Below are 19030 nucleotides of genomic sequence, written 5' to 3'. Positions count from 1 at the left end.
AGATCGCGGGCGGGCATCACAGCGCCCCCGCGCCCAGGTCTCGGGCGTCCGCGATCTGGCGGGACATGATCGTTGTCAGTTCGTACGCCGTGTGCGAGGCGGCGACGGACGTGATCTCGGCGTGGTCGTACGCGGGCGCGACCTCCACGACGTCCGCCGAGACCAGCCGGCAGGAGGCGAGCCCGCGCACGATCTCCAGCAGTTCGCGGGAGGTGAGCCCGCCGGCCTCCGGGGTGCCGGTGCCGGGCGCGTGCGCCGGGTCCAGCACGTCGATGTCGACGGAGATGTAGAGCGGGCGGTCCCCGATGCGCTGCCGCAGCTGGTCGGTCACCTCGTCCACCCCGCGCCGCATCACGTCGGCCGAGGTGACGATCCCGAAGCCCATCTTCGCGTCGTCGTCCAGGTCCTTCTTGCCGTACAGCGGACCGCGTGTGCCGACGTGCGAGAGCGCCTCCGTGTCGAGGATGCCCTCCTCGACCGCCCGGCGGAACGGGGTGCCGTGGGTGTAGGCGGCACCGAAGTACGTGTCCCAGGTGTCGAGGTGGGCGTCGAAGTGCAGCAGCGCGACAGGCCCGTGCTTCTTCGCGACGGCGCGCAGCAGCGGCAGCGCGATGGTGTGGTCGCCGCCGAGCGTCATCAGCCGGGCGCCGGTCCCGAGCAGGTCGCCGGCCGCCGCCTCGATCGTGTCCACGGCCTCGTTGATGTGGAAGGGGTTCGCCGCGATGTCCCCGGCGTCGGCGACCTGCGCGAGCGCGAACGGCGAGGCGTCCTGCGCCGGGTTGTAGGGGCGCAGGAGCCGGGAGGCCTCGCGGATCGCGTTGCCGCCGAAGCGGGCGCCGGGGCGGTACGAGACCCCGGAGTCGAAGGGCACGCCGACGACGGCGACGTCGGCCCGGCCGCCCACCTCGTCGAGCCGGGGCAGCCGGGCGAACGTGGCGGGCCCCGCGTACCGCGGGACGCGGGACGAGTCGACGGGGCCGCGCGGCTGCTCGGTGCTGCTCATCCGAAATGCCTTTCTTCGTACGATCGGGGTGCCGGCCGACCGTACCAAGCGAGCGGCACCTCTTCCTAAGGAAGTCGCGGGGACGCCCCGTCCTGTCGCGGGGACGTCCCGTCCTTCCTAAGGAAGCCGCTTGGGTGCCTCCTCCTAAGAAACCCGCAGCGTCTTCAGCGCGCCGCCCCAGGCCACCACCTGGTCGAGCACCGTGGTGAGGGTCTCCTCCAGCCGGGGCGTCGGCTTGAGGGCGGAGTAGTTCTCGAAGTTCGCGTGCAGGTCGAGCGCGACCTGCGCGCGGACCGTCGCGACCTGGAGCTCGGCCAGGGACAGCCGCAGGTGCTCCACCGCGCGGACCCCGCCGGCGGCGCCGTAACCCACGAACCCCGCCGCCTTGTTGTTCCACTCGGCGTACAGGAAGTCGAGGGCGTTCTTCAGTCCGGCGGGGACCGAGTGGTTGTACTCGGGCGTCACGAAGACGAAGGCGTCGAAGCCCGCGATCGTCGCCGCCCAGTCCTTGGTGTGCTGCTGGCCGTACTGGGCGGCGGCCGGGGGCATGCCCTCGTCCAGCAGGGGCAGACCGACGTCCGCGAGGTCGATCAGGGTGAACTCGGCGTCGTCGCGCTTGGTCGCGACCTCCATCACCCACTTCCCGACGGACTCGCCGACGCGGTTGGGGCGGGTGCTGCCGATAATGACGGCGATCTTCAGCATTTTTGCCTCTTTCGGTCGTTCCGCTGTTGAATGTCTCCTATCACCCACGTGATCAGGCCGGGCGGTGACACGACTCACGCGGCCCCGGAAGGTGTTGCGCCCGCCCACCCTGGACACCTTCACAAACTCCCCGGTAACTTAAATTGAGCAAGCGCTTAGGACAGCGGGCGCTGAGGAATCGAGTCGCGGCCGCGCCGTGGGGCGGCAGCCGCAGAGGGAGGGCCCGAGCCGTGCGCCGTACCGTGTACAACGAGGACCACGAGGCGTTCCGGGAGACCATCCGCGCCTTTGTCGAGGCCGAGGTCGTCCCCGTCCACGACGCGTGGCTGGCGGCGGGCCAGGCCCCCCGCGACTTCTACTACAAGCTCGGTGAGCTGGGCATCTTCGGGATCGAGGTCCCGGAGGAGTACGGCGGCGCGGGCGAGGAGTCGTTCAAGTTCCAGGCCGTCATCTCCGAGGAGTGCGCCCGCGCGGGTGTCTCCTTCGGCGGCTCCGGCGTCCATGTCGCGCTCTGCCTGCCGTACTTGAAGGCGTACGCGACCGACGAGCAGAAGAAGCGCTGGCTGCCCGACTTCGTCAGCGGCCGGACGATGTACGCGATCGCCATGACCGAGCCGGGCACGGGCTCCGACCTGGCCGGCATGAAGACGACCGCCAGGCTCTCCGAGGACGGCACGCACTACGTGCTCAACGGCGCCAAGACGTTCATCACCGGCGGGGTCCACGCGGACCGGGTCATCGTCTGCGCCCGCACCGCCCCCTCGACCCCCGAGGACCGCCGCTTCGGCATCTCGCTGCTGGTCGTGGACACGAAGACGCCGGGATACGCGGTCGGCCGCAAGCTCGACAAGCTGGGCCTGCGGACCTCCGACACCGCCGAGCTGTCGTTCACGGACGTCGAGGTGCCGGTGGACGACCTGCTCGGCGAGGAGAACAAGGGCTTCTCCTACCTGGGCCAGAACCTGCCGCAGGAGCGCCTGGCCATCGCCGTCGGCTCGTACGCGCAGGCCGCCGCCGCGGTGCGGTTCGCCCAGCGGTACGTGCAGGACAGGACCGTGTTCGGCAAGACCGTCGCGTCCTTCCAGAACACCAAGTTCGAACTGGCCGCCTGCAAGGCCGAGGTGGACGCGGCGGAGGCCGTGGTCGACCGCGCGCTGGAGGCGCACGACCTGGGCGAGCTGACGCCGGCCGAGGCGGCGTCGGCGAAGCTCTTCACCACCGAGGTCGCCCACCGCGTGATCGACAAGTGCCTCCAGCTGCACGGCGGCTACGGGTACATGAACGAGTACCCGATCGCCCGGCTCTACGCCGACAACCGGGTGAACCGCATCTACGGCGGCACCAGCGAGGTCATGAAGACGATCATCGCCAAGTCGATGGGTCTGTAGACACGGCCCATGAGTCCTGTAGGCACGGCCCATGAGTGAGGACATCAACGCCTTCGGCGAGCTGGACGCCCTGGACGACCTGCTCGATCTGCTCGACCTGGAGCGGATCGAGCGGGACATCTTCCGCGGCGTGAGCCGCTTCGGGGTCGTCCCCCGCGTCTTCGGCGGCCAGGTGGCCGCCCAGGCGCTGGTGGCGGCGGGGCGTACGGTCCCCGAGGACCGCCTGGCCCACTCCCTGCACGCGTACTTCCTGCGCCCCGGCGACCCCGCCGCGTCGATCGTCTACACCGTCGACCGCATCAGGGACGGGCGCTCCTTCTCCGCGCGCCGGGTGGTCGCGGTCCAGCACGGGCAGCCGATATTCCACCTCTCGGCCTCCTTCCAGCCGGCCGAGGAGGGTCTGGAGCACCAGGCGCGGATGCCGGACGCGCCGGACCCGGAGACGCTCCCGACCGCCGCCGAGACGCTGCCTCTGTACGCGGACCGGTTCGTCGACCCGGGCGTCGCGGACCGGCTGCTGGTGGCGCGGGGAGCGGTCGACCTGCGGTACGTGGACGCGCCGCCGTACGGCTCGGTGGGCGCGCCGCGCGAGCCGCGCTCGCGGGTGTGGTTCCGTACGGCCGGGAAACTCGCCGACGACCCGCTGCTGCACGTCTGCCTAGCCACGTACATCTCCGACATGACCCTGCTCGACCCGGTCCTGCTGGCCCACGGGCGCGGCGGCTGGGCGGTCGGGGACGTGGTGGGCGCGAGCCTGGACCACGCGATGTGGTTCCACCGCCCGTTCCGGGTGGACGAGTGGCTGCTGTACGACCAGGAGTCGCCGTCGTCGTCCGGCGGCCGGGGACTGGGTCAGGCCCGGATCTACACGCGGGACGGCAGGCTGGCGATCTCGGTGATCCAGGAGGGCGTGGTCCGGACGCCGCGTGACTGACCGCGGGCCGTCCGATCGCACGTCGTCCTACGGAGGACGGTGAGCGCGCACGACAGGCGGGGGGGTCAGATCAGCCCGGCCTCGTTGAGCAGGTACGCCGTCATCGGGTCGTAGAAGCGCGGGTCCGTCACGTGGTCGTCCAGCGGGACGGTCACCTGGAGCGTGCCCTCGGCCTCACCGATGAACAGCGCCGGGTCGTTGCAGTCCGCGTACCCGATCGCGTCGAGGCCCCGCTGGCCCGCGCAGCCCGCCCAGCCGTGGTCCGCGAGGACCAGGTCGGGCAGGGGGCGCCCCTCGCGCTCCAGGCCGTCCAGGATCGCCCGCATCGGCTCCGGCGAGTGGGTGTGCCAGAGGGTGGCGCCGCGCTCCAGCACGGCCACGTCGGCGAACTGGAAGACCATGCCCTCGTCGGCGGTCAGGCCGCCGGGGATCCGTACGATCTCGCATCCCGCGCTCCGCAGCGCGTCCGCCGTCTGGCGGTGGACGTCCAGCAGGCCGCCCGGGTGGCCGGTGGCGAAGAGCACGCTCTCGCGGCCCGAGGCCGCCTTGCGCAGCCGCGCGGCCATCCGTTCCAGGGCGTCGACGGTCAGCTCGGGGTCGATGGTGTCCTGCCCGGCCCGGTGCTCCGGGTCGTCGCTCACTCCGCAGCGCTCGGCCATCACGGCGAGCACGTCCTGCTCGTCGGTCCAGCGGTCCCCCAGCTCCAGGCCGAGCCAGTAGTGGCGGTCACCGTTGGCAAGCTTGCGGTAGTGCGAGAGGTTGTTGTCGCGGGGCGTGGCGACGTCTCCCGCGATACGGGTTCGGACGAGGTGGTCGACAAGGGCGGCGCGGCTCGGTATCGGCATGAGCCCATTGTGCCGTCAGGTGTACGGGCTGTGCCCCTCGTCCCGGTTTCCGGACAGGTCGCCGACCGGATCGCCGGCCCGTTCGCCGGTCGGTTCGTCGGCCGGATCGCCGGCCCGTTCGCTCGCCGCCTCGCCGAGCGCGGCGAAGGCGCCGTGGGCCAGGCGGCGCAGCAGCGATTCCATCGCCGTGCGGCCCGGCAGGCCCGTGCCGTACGAGCCGAGGTGCGGGGTGGAGTTCAGCAGGCCGAAGACGGCGTGGACGGCGCCGCGCGCCTGGGCCTCGGGGATGCCGGGGTGGACCTCCCGCACGACGCCGACCCACAGCTCCACGTACTGGCGCTGGAGCTGGCGCACCAGCTTGCGGTCACTGTCCCTGAGGCGGTCCAGCTCGCGGTCGTGGAGGGTGATCAGCGGGCGGTCGTCGAGGGCGAAGTCGATGTGCCCGTCGATCAGCGAGGCCAGGACGGCGGCGGGCTCCGGGGCCACGGGCGTCACGCCGGGCGCTCCCATCGGCCGCGGGGCGGCCCCCGCGCCCCGTACACGCTGCCTGCCGCCCTCCAGCAGCCGGCCGCTGATCCCGACCAGCAGCTCCGCCAGCATGGCGTCCTTGCCCGCGAAATGGCGGTAGAGACCCGGGCCGCTGATGCCGACGGCGGCCCCTATCTCGTCCACGCCGACGCCGTGGAACCCCCGCTCGGCGAAGAGGCGCGCCGCCTCTTTGAGGATCTGCTCGCGGCGGGTCGGGGCCGCGGTCCTGGTGCTCATGGGAAATCATTCTAGACAGAGCTGTTAGCGGTCGTTAACCTGGACGCGTAGGTTAACGCTCACTAACCCAGCGAGGGAGCTACGAGCGATGCGGCAGGCACCTGTGCTGGCGAGCGCGGCGGATCCGTCCGCCGAGGCCTGGCGGGCCAACGAGAGCGCCCACGAAGAGCTGGCCGACGGCCTGCGCGCCCGGCTGGCGGCGGCCCGCCTCGGCGGCGGCGAGAAGGCCCGCGCGCGGCACACGGCGCGCGGCAAGCTGCTGCCGCGCGACCGCGTGGACACGCTGCTGGACCCCGGCTCGCCCTTCCTGGAGCTGGCACCGCTCGCGGCGGAGGGGATGTACGGCGGGTCCGCGCCTGCCGCCGGGGTGATCGCCGGGATCGGCCGGGTCAGCGGCCGTGAGGCGGTGATCGTCGCCAACGACGCCACGGTCAAGGGCGGCACGTACTACCCGATGACGGTGAAGAAGCACCTCCGCGCCCAGGAGATCGCGCTGGAGAACCGGCTGCCGTGCCTGTATCTGGTGGACTCGGGCGGTGCCTTCCTGCCGATGCAGGACGAGGTCTTCCCCGACCGGGACCACTTCGGTCGGATCTTCTACAACCAGGCGCGGATGTCCGGCGCCGGGATTCCGCAGATCGCCGCCGTGCTCGGCTCGTGCACGGCCGGCGGGGCGTACGTCCCGGCGATGAGCGACGAGGCGGTCATCGTCCGGGGCCAGGGCACGATCTTCCTGGGCGGCCCTCCTCTGGTGAAGGCGGCGACGGGCGAGGTCGTGACGGCGGAGGAACTGGGCGGCGGCGAGGTCCATTCCCGTACGTCGGGGGTCACGGACCATCTCGCGGAGGACGACGCGCACGCGCTGCGGATCGTCAGGACGATCGTCTCCACGCTCCCCGCGCGCGGCGCGTTCCCCTGGGACGTCGAGCCGGTCGAGGAGCCCAAGGTGGACCCGGCGGGGCTGTACGGAGCGGTGCCGGTGGACTCCCGTACGCCGTACGACGTCCGCGAGGTCATCGCGCGGATCACGGACGGCTCGCGGTTCGCGGAGTTCAAGGCCGAGTTCGGTACGACGCTGGTGACGGGCTTCGCGCGGATCCACGGCCACCCGGTCGGGATCGTCGCCAACAACGGCATCCTGTTCTCCGAATCCGCCCAGAAGGGCGCGCACTTCATCGAGCTGTGCGACCAGCGCGGCATCCCGCTGCTCTTCCTCCAGAACATCTCGGGGTTCATGGTCGGCCGGGCGTACGAGGCCGGCGGCATCGCCAAGCACGGCGCGAAGATGGTCACGGCCGTGGCGAGCACCCGCGTGCCGAAGCTGACGGTGGTGGTCGGCGGTTCGTACGGGGCGGGCAACTACTCGATGTGCGGCCGGGCCTACTCGCCCCGCTTCCTGTGGATGTGGCCCAACGCCAAGATCTCGGTGATGGGCGGCGAGCAGGCGGCGTCCGTGCTGGCGACGGTGAAGCGGGACCAGTTGGAGGGCCGGGGCGAGGAGTGGCCGGCGGCGGAGGAAGAGGCCTTCAAGGACCCGATCCGCGCGCAGTACGAGACCCAGGGGAACGCCTACTACGCGACGGCCCGGCTGTGGGACGACGGCGTGATCGACCCGATGGAGACCCGCCAGGTGGTGGGTCTTGCCCTGACCGCGTGTGCCAACGCCCCGCTGGGTGAGCCCGGCTTCGGCGTCTTCCGGATGTGAGGGTGGGAATGTTCGACACGGTTCTGATCGCCAACCGCGGCGAGATCGCGGTGCGTGTCATCCGTACGCTGCGCCGGCTCGGGGTGCGGTCGGTCGCGGTGTTCAGCGACGCGGACGCGGACGCGCGGCATGTGCGGGAGGCCGACACGGCCGTGCGGATCGGTCCCGCCGCCGCCTCGGAGAGCTACCTGTCGGTGGAGCGGCTGCTGGAGGCGGCGGCGCGCACGGGCGCGCAGGCGGTCCACCCGGGGTACGGCTTCCTGGCGGAGAACGCGGAGTTCGCGCGGGCGTGCGCGGCCGCCGGCCTGGTCTTCATCGGCCCGCCCGCCGACGCCATCGCCCTGATGGGCGACAAGATCCGCGCGAAGGAGACGGTACGGGCGGCGGGCGTCCCGGTCGTGCCCGGATCGTCGGGCAGCGGGCTGACGGACGCCGAACTGGCCTCCGCCGCCCGGGAGATCGGCATGCCGGTGCTGCTCAAGCCCTCGGCGGGCGGCGGCGGCAAGGGCATGCGGCTGGTGCGGTCGGAGTCCGCGCTGGCGGAGGAGATCGCGGCGGCGCGGCGCGAGGCGCGCTCCTCCTTCGGGGACGACACGCTGCTGGTGGAGCGCTGGGTGGACCGCCCGCGCCACATCGAGATCCAGGTCCTGGCGGACGGACACGGGAACGTCGTCCACCTCGGCGAGCGCGAGTGCTCGCTCCAGCGCCGCCACCAGAAGGTCATCGAGGAGGCCCCGTCCGTCCTGCTGGACGCGGCGACGCGCGCGGCGATGGGTGAGGCGGCGGTCCAGGCGGCCCGGTCGTGCGGGTACGCGGGCGCGGGCACGGTCGAGTTCATCGTGCCGGGCGGCGACCCGGGGTCGTACTTCTTCATGGAGATGAACACCCGCCTCCAGGTCGAGCACCCGGTGACGGAGCTGGTCACGGGCCTGGACCTGGTGGAATGGCAGCTGCGGGTCGCGGCCGGTGAGGAACTGCCCTTCGCCCAGGAGGACATCACGCTCACGGGGCACGCGGTGGAGGCCCGTATCTGCGCGGAGGACCCGTCCCGGGGCTTCCTTCCCACGGGGGGTACGGTCCTGTCGCTGCGCGAGCCCTCGGGCGACGGCGTGCGGACGGACTCGGGCCTGAGCGAGGGCACGGACGTCGGCAGTACGTACGACCCGATGCTCTCCAAGGTCATCGCGTACGGCCCCGACCGCGCCACGGCCCTGCGGCGGCTGCGGGCCGCCCTGGCCGACACGGTGACGCTGGGCGTGCCGACCAACGCCGGTTTCCTCCGCCGCCTCCTGGCCCATCCGTCGGTGGCGGCGGGCGACCTGGACACGGGGCTGGTGGAGCGGGAGGTGGCGGGGCTGCTGCCGGCCGGGGTGCCGCCGGAGGTGTACGCGGCGGCGGCGGCCGTGCGCCAGGCCGCGCTGGAACCGGCCGCGTCCGGAGGGTGGGTGGACCCCTTCTCCGTACCGAGCGGCTGGCGTCTCGGCGGCGCACCGGCGCCGGTCGTCCATCCGTTGCGAGTGACGGGACTCGAACCCGCGATACACGAGACGCGCCCCACGGACCGCTTCCGGGTGGAGCAGGACCGGGTCACGGTCACCGTGGACGGGGTGACGCACACGTTCCACCGGGCCGGGACGTGGCTCGGCCGGGACGGCGACAGCTGGAACGTGACGGACCACGACGCGGTGACGGCCGCCCTCCTCGGCGCGGCCGGGGCGGGCGGGACCCACTCGCTGACCGCGCCGATGCCCGGGACCGTCACGGTGGTGAAGGTGGCGGTCGGGGACGAGGTGACCACCGGGCAGAGCCTGCTGGTGGTCGAGGCGATGAAGATGGAACACGTCATCTCCGCGCCGCACGACGGCACGGTCACCGAGCTGGACGTGACGCCGGGGGCGACGGTCGCCATGGACCAGGTGCTGGCTGTGGTGACCCCGGAGGACGTCCCCCAGCCCGTCGTCGGTCCACCGTCCGCCGCCACCCCGCAGGAGGAGTCGTGACCGAAGGACTGCCCATGGCCGTCCCCGCGCAGGGGTTGCCGGCCCGGGTCCGGATCCATGAGGTCGGCGCGCGCGACGGCCTCCAGAACGAGAAGGCGATCGTCCCGACCGCGCTCAAGGCGGAGTTCGTGCACCGCCTCGCCGACGCCGGGCTGACCACCATCGAGGCCACCAGCTTCGTGCACCCGAAGTGGGTGCCCCAACTGGCGGACGCCGAGGAGCTGTTCCCCGCCCTCGCCGACCTCGGCGGGGTCGCCCTGCCCGTCCTGGTGCCCAACGCGCGCGGCCTGGACCGCGCGCTGGCCCTCGGCGCCCGCCGGGTCGCCGTGTTCGGCAGCGCCACCGAATCCTTCGCGAAGGCCAACCTCAACCGGACGGTCGACGAGTCGCTGGCGATGTTCGCGCCGGTGGTGGCCCGCGCCCGCGAGCAGAAGGTCCACGTCCGCGGGTATCTCTCCATGTGCTTCGGCGACCCCTGGGAGGGCCCGGTCCCCGTGCACCAAGTGGTGCGCGTGGCCAAGGCGTTGATGGACCTCGGCTGTGACGAGCTGAGCCTCGGCGACACCATCGGCGTCGCCACGCCCGGGCATGTCCAGACCCTCCTCGCCGAGCTGAACGAGGAAGGGGTGCCGACCGACGTCATCGGGGTGCACTTCCACGACACCTACGGCCAGGCGCTCTCGAACACCCTGGCCGCGCTCCAGCACGGAGTGACCACCGTGGACGCCTCGGCGGGCGGCCTGGGCGGCTGTCCGTACGCGAAGAGCGCCACCGGAAACCTCGCCACCGAAGACCTCGTGTGGATGCTCGACGGCCTCGGTGTGGAAACCGGCGTCGATCTCGGCCGGCTCACCGCCACCAGTGTGTGGCTGGCCGAACGGCTGGGCCGCCCCAGCCCCTCCCGTACCGTCCGCGCCCTCTCCCACAAGGAGTGACTGACCCGATGTCCCTGGACCACCGGCTCTCCCCCGAGCACGAAGAACTGCGCCGCACCGTGGAGGCCTTCGCGCACGACGTGATCGCGCCGAAGATCGGCGACCTGTACGAGCGGCACGAGTTCCCGTACGAGATCGTCCGCGAGATGGGGCGCATGGGCCTGTTCGGGCTGCCCTTCCCCGAGGAGTACGGCGGCATGGGCGGCGACTACCTCGCCCTCGGTATCGCCCTGGAGGAGCTGGCCCGGGTGGACTCCTCCGTGGCGATCACGCTGGAGGCGGGCGTCTCCCTCGGCGCGATGCCGGTCTTCCGGTTCGGCACGGAGGAGCAGAAGCGGGAGTGGCTGCCGCGGCTGTGCTCGGGCGAGCTGCTCGGCGCGTTCGGCCTGACCGAGCCGGACTGCGGCTCGGACGCGGGCGGTACGCGCACGACGGCGGTCCGGGACGGCGACGAGTGGGTGATCAACGGGACGAAGTGTTTCATCACCAACTCGGGTACGGACATCACGGGTCTGGTCACGGTCACGGCCGTCACCGGCCGCAAGGAGGACGGCCGCCCGCTGATCTCCTCGATCATCGTCCCGTCCGGCACCCCCGGCTTCACGGTCGCGGCCCCCTACTCCAAGGTCGGGTGGAACGCGTCCGACACCCGCGAACTGTCCTTCGTGGACGTCCGGGTGCCGGTGGCGAACCTGCTGGGCGAGGAGGGCCGGGGGTACGCGCAGTTCCTCCGCATCCTGGACGAGGGCCGGATCGCGATCTCCGCCCTCGCGACAGGCCTGGCGCAGGGCTGCGTGGACGAGTCGGTGTCGTACGCGAAGGAACGCCACGCGTTCGGCCGCCCGATCGGTGCCAACCAGGCCATCCAGTTCAAGATCGCCGACATGGAGACGCGGGCGCACATGGCCCGGATCGGGTGGCGCGACGCGGCGTCGCGCCTGGTCCAGGGCGAGCCGTTCAAGAAGGAGGCGGCGGTGGCGAAGCTCTACTCCTCGACGGTCGCCGTGGACAACGCCCGGGACGCCACACAGATCCACGGCGGATACGGCTTCATGAACGAGTACCCGGTGGCCCGCATGTGGCGCGACTCCAAGATCCTGGAGATCGGCGAGGGCACGAGCGAGGTGCAGCGGATGCTGATCGCGAGGGAACTGGGCCTGCCGTCCTGACCCTCTCCTTGCCCGCCTTGACCTGAAGCGGGGTTGAGGTCCTACGTTCGTCCTCACCGGCCGGGAAGCCACCGGCACCCGGATCTTCCGACGGTGAGGACGGACGATGGAGTACTCACACAGCGACGAGGAACTGCTCACGCAGCCGATCGGCTACTGGAGCTCGACCGCCGGGAAGGCCGTCGTCACGGCCATCCGCGAGGGCCTGGCAGGGTTCGGCGTCACCCAGCCCCAGTGGTGGATCATGGCCCAGCTGGCCACGGGCGAGAACGGCCGCTCCCGCGAAGAGGTACTGGCGGTCCTCTGGGGCTACCTGGACGTGGGCGAGGCCCTCGTACCGGAAATCGACACCCTCCTGGACCGGGGCCTGATCACCCCGGACGCCGGGGGCCGCCTGCACCTGACGGCAGAGGGGGAGGCCCTGTTCCAGGAGTGCGCGGCGTTCCAGAAGACCATGCGGGCCCGGGTGCACACGGGCATCACGGACGAGGAGTACGTCACCACCCTCAAGGTGCTCCAACGCATGATCCACAACGTGGGCGCGAAGGCGTGGCACCACTAGACGCACCATGTACGTGGCCTCGATCGGGGACGGCCGGCCGGTCATCGACATGCTCGTCGGGGCGTTGCAACGGCTGGTGATCTATCCCGATCAGGGGTTCATGACGAGACAGGTCGTCCCCGACGAGGTGACCGCCGCGTATGAGCGGCTGTGTCGCGCGGGGTTCACCCGCCGTCAAGGCCGGCCAGGTCATCCCCCGTACCACCGAGCCGATCTTCTCGTACGACAAGTGCGCCCCGATCCTGGACGACCTGGCCGCCGCCCTCGAAAAGGCGAAGAAGGTCGCCTGACCTGCTGCCGGTGGTCTCCGTCCTGCTGGGCGCGCTGGTGCTCGGCGAGGATCTCGGGCTCCGGGGGGTCGCCGGCATGGTGGTCGTGCTGGCGGGGGTGGCGATGACACGACGCCGGGGGGCGACGCCCCGGCTTCGGGGGGAGCCGGACGGGCGCCGGGGGTTCTCGGACCGAACCCCCGGCGCCCTGCCCTCCTCAGACGAGAGCCGCCAGAGCCGCCAGACCAGTCGAATCAGTCGAATCAGTCGGACCAGTGAGACCCCTCACTCCGCCGGCCACGGCACCAGCGGCGAGCGGTAGTAGTCGATCCCCAGGGCCGTCATCCGGGGCCCCTGCGCCGCCAGCCGCACCTTGAAGGCGGACCAGTCGTGCGTCGCCGCCGGGGACCAGCCCAGCTCGGCCACCCCCTGGAGCCTCGGGAACGTCATCGTCTCCAAGTGGTCACTCGTCGAGAGCGTCTCCGTCCACAGAGGCGCCTCCACGCCGAGGATCGCGCTCGCCGGCACCCCCGAGGCGGCGAGATACGTCGCCGGATCCCAGTCGTACGCCCGGTCCACCTCGATGTACCCGGCCCACGTCTGGCCCAGCACGGTCGACGGGTCGTACTTCATGTCCAGGTACACCCGGTCCGCCGGGGAGAGGACCAGCCGGGTGCCGCTCCTCGCCGCCGCCGCGACCTGCTCGCGCACCGCCGCGCTCGTACGGTCGCGGCCCCAGTACTGCGCGACCGCGCCCTCGACGGGGTGCGCGCCGGTCAGCTCGTGCCAGCCCACCACCGTCTTGCCGTACTTCCCCACGACGGCCTGCGCCTTCTCCATGAAGGTCACATAGTCCTCGTGGCTGGTGGCGTGCGTCTCGTCGCCGCCGATGTGGAGGTAACGGCCGGGGGTGAGCGCGGCCAGTTCGCGGACCACGTCGTCCACGAAGTCGTACGTCACCGCCTCCGGCACGCACAGCGAGCTGAACCCGACCTGGGTGCCGGTGTAGAGCGGCGGCGCGACGCCGTCGCAGTTCAGTTCCGCGTACGAGGCGAGCGCCGCGTTCGTGTGGCCCGGCATGTCGATCTCCGGGACGACCTCCAGGTGGCGCGAGGCCGCGTACGCGACCAGTTCGCGGTACTGCGCCTTGGTGTAGTAGCCGCCCGCGCCACCGCCGACCTGGGTGGACCCGCCGTACGTCGCGAGCCGTGGCCAGGAGTCGATCGCGATCCGCCACCCCTGGTCGTCGGAGAGGTGCAGATGGAGGGTGTTGATCTTGTAGAGCGCCAACTGGTCGATGTAGCGCTTGACCTGACCGACCGTGAAGAAGTGCCGCGAGACGTCGAGCATCGCGCTGCGGTACGCGTACCGAGGCGTGTCCGTGATCGTGCCGCCCGCGACCGTCCACGGGCCGCTCTGCCGGCTGCTCCTCTCGACCGTGGCGGGGAGCAGCTGGCGCAGGGTCTGCACGCCGTGGAAGAGCCCGGCGGGGCGGTACGCGGTGATCGTGACGCCGGTACGCCCGGACTCCAGCCGGTAGCCCTCCTCACCGAGGCTCCGGTCGCCGGAGCCGGCGCCCAGCCGCAGCCGGACACCGCCTCCGGGGCCGAGCCCGAGGTCGGGGACGACCGGCAGGGCGTATCCGGTGGAGGGGCGCAGGACGCCGGCCAGGTACGAGCCGACCGTACGCGCGGCCTTGGCCTGCCCGGGGCCCGCGACGACCCCGATCCAGGTGAAGGGGGTGATCGTGTACGGCGAGCCGCCCGGCCGGACGGACGCCGGTACGGGGACGACGTCTCCGAGGGAGCGGGGGGTGGGCGTGGGGGTGGGGGTCGGGGAGGCGGGCCGGTCGGAGGGCGCCGGCGCGGCGGCGACGGAGGAGATCCCGGCGGCCACGACCAGCAGGAGCGATCCGAACATGCGGAAGAACGTTCTGTGCTGTCTCACAAAGGTGTCCCTTCGACAGGGCGACGAGGTACTCACCTGTGGGGGTGCGGACGGCCGAACCTCCCCATGGGACCCGCCCGCGGCTACGGCGGTCAAGACGCCCTGCTGCGCCAGCCCGACACCGCTCCCGGGCGACTCCGACCACTTCCTGCCCGAATTCGGGCAGAAATGTTGCGTACGGCGGCGCACACCAGCAGTATCAACGGGTGCTCGAACGACGCCCGTCGCACGACGACCTCATCGACCACTTGGTCCGCAGCACCGCGCTCCAGCGCGGTGAGGCCGCCCGGGTGATCCTCGACGTGCTGGCCTACTTCGACGAGACGACCGAGGACTACGTCCGCCGCCGCCACCGGGAGATGCAGGCCGGGGGCGCCGTGAACGCGGAGATCTTCGAGCGGATCGCGGCCGAGCTGCCGTACCGCGCGGTGGCACCGCCGGAGCTCTCGCTCCGGCAGCTGCGCCGCATCGTCTACGGATAGGTGCTGTCCGGGCGGACCACGCAATCAGGAGGGGCAGAGACTGTCATGTGCGGAATCGTCGGTTACATCGGAAAGCGTGATGTCGCACCGCTGCTGCTGGAGGGCTTGCAGCGGCTGGAGTACCGGGGGTACGACTCCGCCGGCATCGTCATCACCGGCAAGCCGGCCACGGGCAAGGCGGCCACGCTGCGGATGGTCAAGGCCAAGGGCCGCGTCCGTGAGCTGGAGGCCCGGGTCCCCAAGCGGTTCGCGGGTACGACCGGCATCGCGCACACCCGCTGGGCCACCCACGGCGCCCCCAGCGACGACAACGCGCACCCCCACCTGGACGCCGAGGGCAAGGTCGCGCTCGTCCACAACGGCATCATCGACAACGCCTCCGAGCTGCGCGTGAAGCTGGAGGCCGACGGGGTGGTGTTCGCCTCCGAGACCGACACCGAGGTCCTGACGCACCTGATCGCCCGCTCGCAGGCCGAGACGCTGGAGGAGAAGGTCCGCCAGGCCCTCCGGCTGATCGAGGGCACGTACGGCATCGCCGTGCTGCACGCCGACTTCCCGGACCGCATCGTGGTCGCCCGCAACGGCTCCCCCGTCGTCCTCGGCATCGGCGAGAAAGAGATGTTCGTCGCCTCCGACGTCGCCGCGCTCGTCTCCCACACCCGCCAGGTCGTCACCCTCGACGACGGCGAGATGGCCACCCTCAAGGCCGACGACTTCCGTACGTACACGACCGAGGGCTCCCGTACGTCCGCGACGCCGACCACCGTGGAGTGGGAGGCCGAGTCGTACGACATGGGCGGCCACGACACGTACATGCACAAGGAGATCTCGGAGCAGCCCGAGGCGGTCGACCGGGTGCTGCGCGGCCGGATCGACGACCGGTTCTCCACCGTCCACCTGGGCGGGCTCAACCTCGACGCCCGTGAGGCGCGCGGGGTGCGGCGGATCAAGATCCTGGGCTGCGGCACGTCGTACCACGCGGGCATGATCGGGGCGCAGCTGATCGAGGAGCTGGCCCGGATCCCGGCGGACGCGGAGCCGGCGTCCGAGTTCCGCTACCGCAACCCGGTCGTCGACCCCGACACCCTGTACGTCGCGGTGTCCCAGTCCGGCGAGACGTACGACGTGCTGGCCGCCGTCCAGGAGCTCAAGCGCAAGGGCGCGCGGGTGCTGGGGATCGTGAACGTCGTCGGTTCGGCGATCGCCCGGGAGACGGACGGCGGGGTGTACGTCCACGCGGGCCCCGAGGTCTGCGTCGTCTCGACCAAGTGCTTCACCAACACCGTGGTCTCCTTCGCCCTGCTGGCGCTGCACCTGGGCCGGATCCGCGACCTGTCGGTCGCCGACGGCAAGCGGATCATCGCGGGGCTGCGGAAGCTGCCCGCCCAGATCGCCGAGATCCTCGCGACCGAGGGCGACATCGAGAAGCTGGCCGGTGAGTACGCGCACTCCAGGTCGATGATGTTCATCGGGCGGGTACGGGGCTATCCCGTGGCGCGCGAGGCGTCGCTGAAGCTCAAGGAGGTCTCGTACATCCACGCCGAGGCGTATCCGGCCTCCGAGCTGAAGCACGGTCCGCTCGCGCTGATCGAGCCCGCGATGCCGACGGTGGCGGTCGTGCCGGACGACGACCTGCTGGAGAAGAACCGCGCGGCGCTGGAGGAGATCAAGGCGCGGGACGGGCGGATCCTGGCGGTGGCGCACCAGCCGCAGGAGAAGGCCGACCACACCATCATCGTGCCGAAGAACGAGACGGAGCTGGACCCGATCCTGCTGGGCATCCCGCTCCAACTGCTGGCGTACCACACGGCGCTGGCGCTGGGCCGCGACATCGACAAGCCGCGGAACCTGGCGAAGTCGGTGACGGTGGAGTAGGCGCGCGGCAGGCGTGGAGGAGGCGTGGAGTAGGCGCGCCTGCCGGTGTGTCCGGTGCTGTTCGGGGGTCTACGGAGCTTCTCCTGACGCGCCCTCACGTGCCGGGCGCGCCAGGAGCGGAGGGCCGGCGACGCCCGGCGCCGGCCCTCGTCGCTGCCCAAGGACAGTCAGGTCCTCAAGGACAGTCGGGCCCTCAAGGACCGTCAGATCCTCAGCCGGCGGCCGTCACACCCCGGCCGGCAGCGCGTCGACGCGGGAGGGCGGTGGGCCACTTGGCGAGCGCGGCCGTCGCGCCGTACCAGGACGCCAGGCCCGCGAGGGCGGCGAGCCAGCCGCCGACCTTGGCCAGGCCTCCGCTGTCCGCGAACTGGGCGACCCCGAGCAGCAGCAGCGCGACGGTCAGCAGACCGTACGTGCCCTGGACGAGCGGGCCCGAGCCCGCGGCGCCTATGGTGAGGCTGAGGGCGAGGAGCGCCCACAGGATCAGGAAGAGTCCGGCCGCGTCCGCGGAGACCTGTTCGCCCGCGCCGGTGCCCCAGGTGAACCAGAAGGCGCCGAGGCCCGCGAAGGCCGTACCGGTGAACGAGTCGCCCGCCCGGAAGGCGAACAGACCCGCGACGAAGAGCGCGACCCCGCCGACGTACAGGGCGAGGGTGACGGCGTCGGCCGCCGTCACCCCGTCCACCACGTCGGTGAGGCCGATTCCGAAGGCCAGCAGGGTGAGTCCCAGCGCGAGATGGCCGAGAACCGAAGTTGAGGTTGCGCTTCCCGCGGAGACGTCATTGTCCACGGCGGGCTCCCTTCACGAAGTGCGGGTGCTGTTGTCCCAGCGACCGTTATGTACCCTTCGCAAGGGCGCAATCCACCTCTCGGAGTGAGTAAATTCACGCCGGGGGCAAGGAAGTTGACGGACGATCAGCGTTTCTGGGCGCTCGACGCGGGAAGAACAGGCGGTTTCGCGGGACGACGGCCCGGACGATCACGGCGTACCGGACCACGGCTTACGGGATGACCACCACGGGCCGCTGCGCGCGCCGCGCGAGCCGGCCGGCCACCGAGCCGAAGATCCGCCCGACGATGCCGTGCGTCGACCCGACCACGATCGCGTCCGCCGAGTACTCCTGGCCGACCTCTTCCAACTCGTGGCAGATGTCACCGCCGCGCTCCACCAGGATCCAGGGCACCTCGGCGAGATAGTCCGCGCAGGCCAGTTCGAGGCCGAGCACCTCGGTGCGGTGGTCGGGAACGTCCACGAACACCGGCGGCTCACAGCCCGCCCAGACCGTGGTCGGGAGCCTGTTGGCGACATGAACGATGATCAGGCCGGAGCCGAGCCGCCGGGCCATGCCGATGGCGTACGCGAGCGCCCGCTCACTGGAGGTGGAGCCGTCGAAGCCGACGACCACTCCGTGCCGGAAGGCGGGATCGCAGGAGGCGCGCGTCTGTTCCACCGCCAGCGGGTCCGACACGGGGTCGGCTACCTGCTTGCGGTCCGCGGGTTCAGGGATTTCGTGACCGGCCATGGGCGTCTCGGCGAAAGAGGTCCTCTTGGGAAAGGATCAACAAGTGGCGTGGCGTGCGGAGCATGTGACGGATCTGTGTCCTGTGTCCGGGAATCATCTTCCCAACTCCATACCCCCAAGGGTACGGCGACACTCCTCTGGTGCACAGAGTTCGCAGCCCCTTACGCGGCGTTTCAGGGAGCATGCACGAGGGCGCCCAGGATCGCAACGCCGGATGGCATCTACAGCTGTCCAGCGGAGTGGGCGGAGTGACCGGAGGGGCGCGCTCCTCGTTGGCCATCGGCCACGCCGCCGCCGCCAAGGAGCTCCCGTGCCCGCACCGTCGACCGTCACGTCATCCGTTCGGGTGTCCGCCGAGGCGCCCGCCGGGAGCCCGGGGCCGGCCCCCGGCCGCGCGTCCGGCCACGCCCCCGGCGCGGTCCGCGAGGACGCCCCGCGCCCGCCGCGCTCCCCGGCGTCCGCCCGGCCCCCCGCCGAGGCGGCGGACGATCTCCTCCGCTGGGCGGTGTTCAGCTGCCTGCTGGTCCCTGTCGTGCTCACCGTCTACGGGACGTCCTTCGGAGGGACCGCCTCGGCGGCGTTCGGTCTCGCCGCCGTGGCCGCCGTCTGCCGGCTCCTGCTGCGGCGGTCGGAGCGGACGGCGGCGCGGCCGTGCGCCGAGGAGGCGGGGGCGGACGCGGGGGCGTCGGTGGGGGCGTCCGCGGGGGCGGACGACGTACGGGACGGGGAGGCCCGTACCGCCCGGGAAGGCGATGCGGCACATGCGCCCGGAATGTACGGAACGGCCGGAAGCCGACGGTCCCGTGGCCGACAGGGGGCGCACCGGGGCTCACGCGCGTGTGAGGGGAGTGCGCCGGGAGACTGATGGTCTTCGCACAGACACACCCATCGCTTTTCGGCCAACTTTGCACATGAACCGAAGC

The 19030-nt window shown here is 71.6% G+C and carries 17 protein-coding genes and 2 pseudogenes; 12 read left to right on the top strand and 7 right to left on the bottom strand.

Annotated elements, in window-relative coordinates:
- Nucleotides 1-16 precede the first annotated feature (16 nt).
- On the bottom strand, nt 17-1003 hold the full coding sequence (gene speB / locus OG349_RS23895; RefSeq protein ID WP_327236542.1) for an agmatinase: 987 nt from the start codon (nt 1001-1003) through the stop codon (nt 17-19).
- Between the two features lie 144 nt (nt 1004-1147).
- Nucleotides 1148-1708 carry an NADPH-dependent FMN reductase gene (locus tag OG349_RS23890; protein WP_327236541.1) on the bottom strand — a complete coding sequence of 187 codons (561 nt, stop codon included), beginning with the start codon at nt 1706-1708 and terminating at the stop codon, nt 1148-1150.
- Between the two features lie 230 nt (nt 1709-1938).
- Here OG349_RS23890 and OG349_RS23885 point away from each other — a divergent pair, with 230 nt between their 5' ends.
- Complete coding sequence (locus OG349_RS23885; RefSeq protein WP_327236540.1) at nt 1939-3096, top strand: acyl-CoA dehydrogenase family protein; 1158 nt, start codon at nt 1939-1941, stop codon at nt 3094-3096.
- A 31-nt stretch (nt 3097-3127) separates the two neighbouring features.
- On the top strand, nt 3128-4030 hold the full coding sequence (locus tag OG349_RS23880) for an acyl-CoA thioesterase (protein WP_327236539.1): 903 nt from the start codon (nt 3128-3130) through the stop codon (nt 4028-4030).
- Nucleotides 4031-4095: 65 nt separating this feature from the next.
- On the opposite strand, the gene OG349_RS23875 is transcribed toward OG349_RS23880, so the two are convergent.
- Both OG349_RS23875 and OG349_RS23870 read right to left on the bottom strand, forming a co-directional pair.
- Nucleotides 4096-4875, bottom strand: coding sequence for a phosphatase (locus OG349_RS23875; RefSeq protein ID WP_327236538.1), 780 nt, complete (start codon nt 4873-4875; stop codon nt 4096-4098).
- Nucleotides 4876-4890: 15 nt separating this feature from the next.
- Nucleotides 4891-5640 carry an SACE_7040 family transcriptional regulator gene (locus tag OG349_RS23870; RefSeq protein ID WP_327236537.1) on the bottom strand — a complete coding sequence of 250 codons (750 nt, stop codon included), beginning with the start codon at nt 5638-5640 and terminating at the stop codon, nt 4891-4893.
- Between the two features lie 88 nt (nt 5641-5728).
- Between OG349_RS23870 and OG349_RS23865 the strand changes: the two genes are divergently transcribed.
- The 7 genes and pseudogenes from OG349_RS23865 to OG349_RS23835 all read left to right on the top strand — a co-directional run.
- Nucleotides 5729-7345: a carboxyl transferase domain-containing protein gene (locus tag OG349_RS23865; protein WP_327236536.1), complete on the top strand. Its 1617-nt coding sequence runs from the start codon at nt 5729-5731 to the stop codon at nt 7343-7345.
- Between the two features lie 8 nt (nt 7346-7353).
- Entirely contained in the window at nt 7354-9345 is a 1992-nt protein-coding gene (locus OG349_RS23860) for an acetyl-CoA carboxylase biotin carboxylase subunit (protein WP_327236535.1), read from the top strand.
- Nucleotides 9346-9359: 14 nt separating this feature from the next.
- A complete protein-coding gene (locus OG349_RS23855; RefSeq protein ID WP_327238695.1) occupies nt 9360-10280 on the top strand; it encodes a hydroxymethylglutaryl-CoA lyase in 921 nt (306 codons plus the stop codon).
- Nucleotides 10281-10288: 8 nt separating this feature from the next.
- Nucleotides 10289-11449: an acyl-CoA dehydrogenase family protein gene (locus OG349_RS23850; protein ID WP_327236534.1), complete on the top strand. Its 1161-nt coding sequence runs from the start codon at nt 10289-10291 to the stop codon at nt 11447-11449.
- Nucleotides 11450-11555: 106 nt separating this feature from the next.
- Nucleotides 11556-12011: a MarR family winged helix-turn-helix transcriptional regulator gene (locus OG349_RS23845; protein WP_327236533.1), complete on the top strand. Its 456-nt coding sequence runs from the start codon at nt 11556-11558 to the stop codon at nt 12009-12011.
- A gap of 10 nt (nt 12012-12021) precedes the next feature.
- A pseudogene (locus OG349_RS23840) lies at nt 12022-12186 on the top strand (YdcF family protein); the annotation flags it as partial.
- Nucleotides 12179-12301 (top strand): annotated as a pseudogene (locus OG349_RS23835) (ABC transporter substrate-binding protein); the annotation flags it as partial. The pseudogenes OG349_RS23840 and OG349_RS23835, both read left to right, overlap by 8 nt.
- Nucleotides 12302-12565: 264 nt before the next feature.
- Here the strand turns inward: OG349_RS23835 and OG349_RS23830 are convergent.
- Complete coding sequence (locus OG349_RS23830) at nt 12566-14200, bottom strand: beta-N-acetylhexosaminidase (RefSeq protein WP_327236532.1); 1635 nt, start codon at nt 14198-14200, stop codon at nt 12566-12568.
- 233 nt (nt 14201-14433) lie between these two features.
- Here OG349_RS23830 and OG349_RS23825 point away from each other — a divergent pair, with 233 nt between their 5' ends.
- Nucleotides 14434-14709: a hypothetical protein gene (locus OG349_RS23825; protein WP_327236531.1), complete on the top strand. Its 276-nt coding sequence runs from the start codon at nt 14434-14436 to the stop codon at nt 14707-14709.
- Nucleotides 14710-14754: 45 nt separating this feature from the next.
- Nucleotides 14755-16584 carry a glutamine--fructose-6-phosphate transaminase (isomerizing) gene (glmS, locus tag OG349_RS23820; protein ID WP_327236530.1) on the top strand — a complete coding sequence of 610 codons (1830 nt, stop codon included), beginning with the start codon at nt 14755-14757 and terminating at the stop codon, nt 16582-16584.
- A 211-nt stretch (nt 16585-16795) separates the two neighbouring features.
- On the opposite strand, the gene OG349_RS23815 is transcribed toward glmS, so the two are convergent.
- Entirely contained in the window at nt 16796-17374 is a 579-nt protein-coding gene (locus tag OG349_RS23815) for an acetate uptake transporter (RefSeq protein WP_327236529.1), read from the bottom strand.
- A 211-nt stretch (nt 17375-17585) separates the two neighbouring features.
- Complete coding sequence (locus tag OG349_RS23810) at nt 17586-18107, bottom strand: universal stress protein (protein WP_161306639.1); 522 nt, start codon at nt 18105-18107, stop codon at nt 17586-17588.
- A gap of 310 nt (nt 18108-18417) precedes the next feature.
- On the opposite strand from OG349_RS23810, the gene OG349_RS23805 reads away from it, so the two are divergent.
- The gene (locus OG349_RS23805) at nt 18418-18972 is read left to right on the top strand and encodes a hypothetical protein (RefSeq protein ID WP_327236528.1); all 555 of its coding nucleotides are present in this window, start codon (nt 18418-18420) and stop codon (nt 18970-18972) included.
- Nucleotides 18973-19030 lie beyond the last annotated feature (58 nt).

Source organism: Streptomyces sp. NBC_01317 (genome assembly GCF_035961655.1).
GTDB lineage: Bacteria > Actinomycetota > Actinomycetes > Streptomycetales > Streptomycetaceae > Streptomyces.
This window is presented reverse-complemented; position numbering and strand designations above follow the sequence as displayed.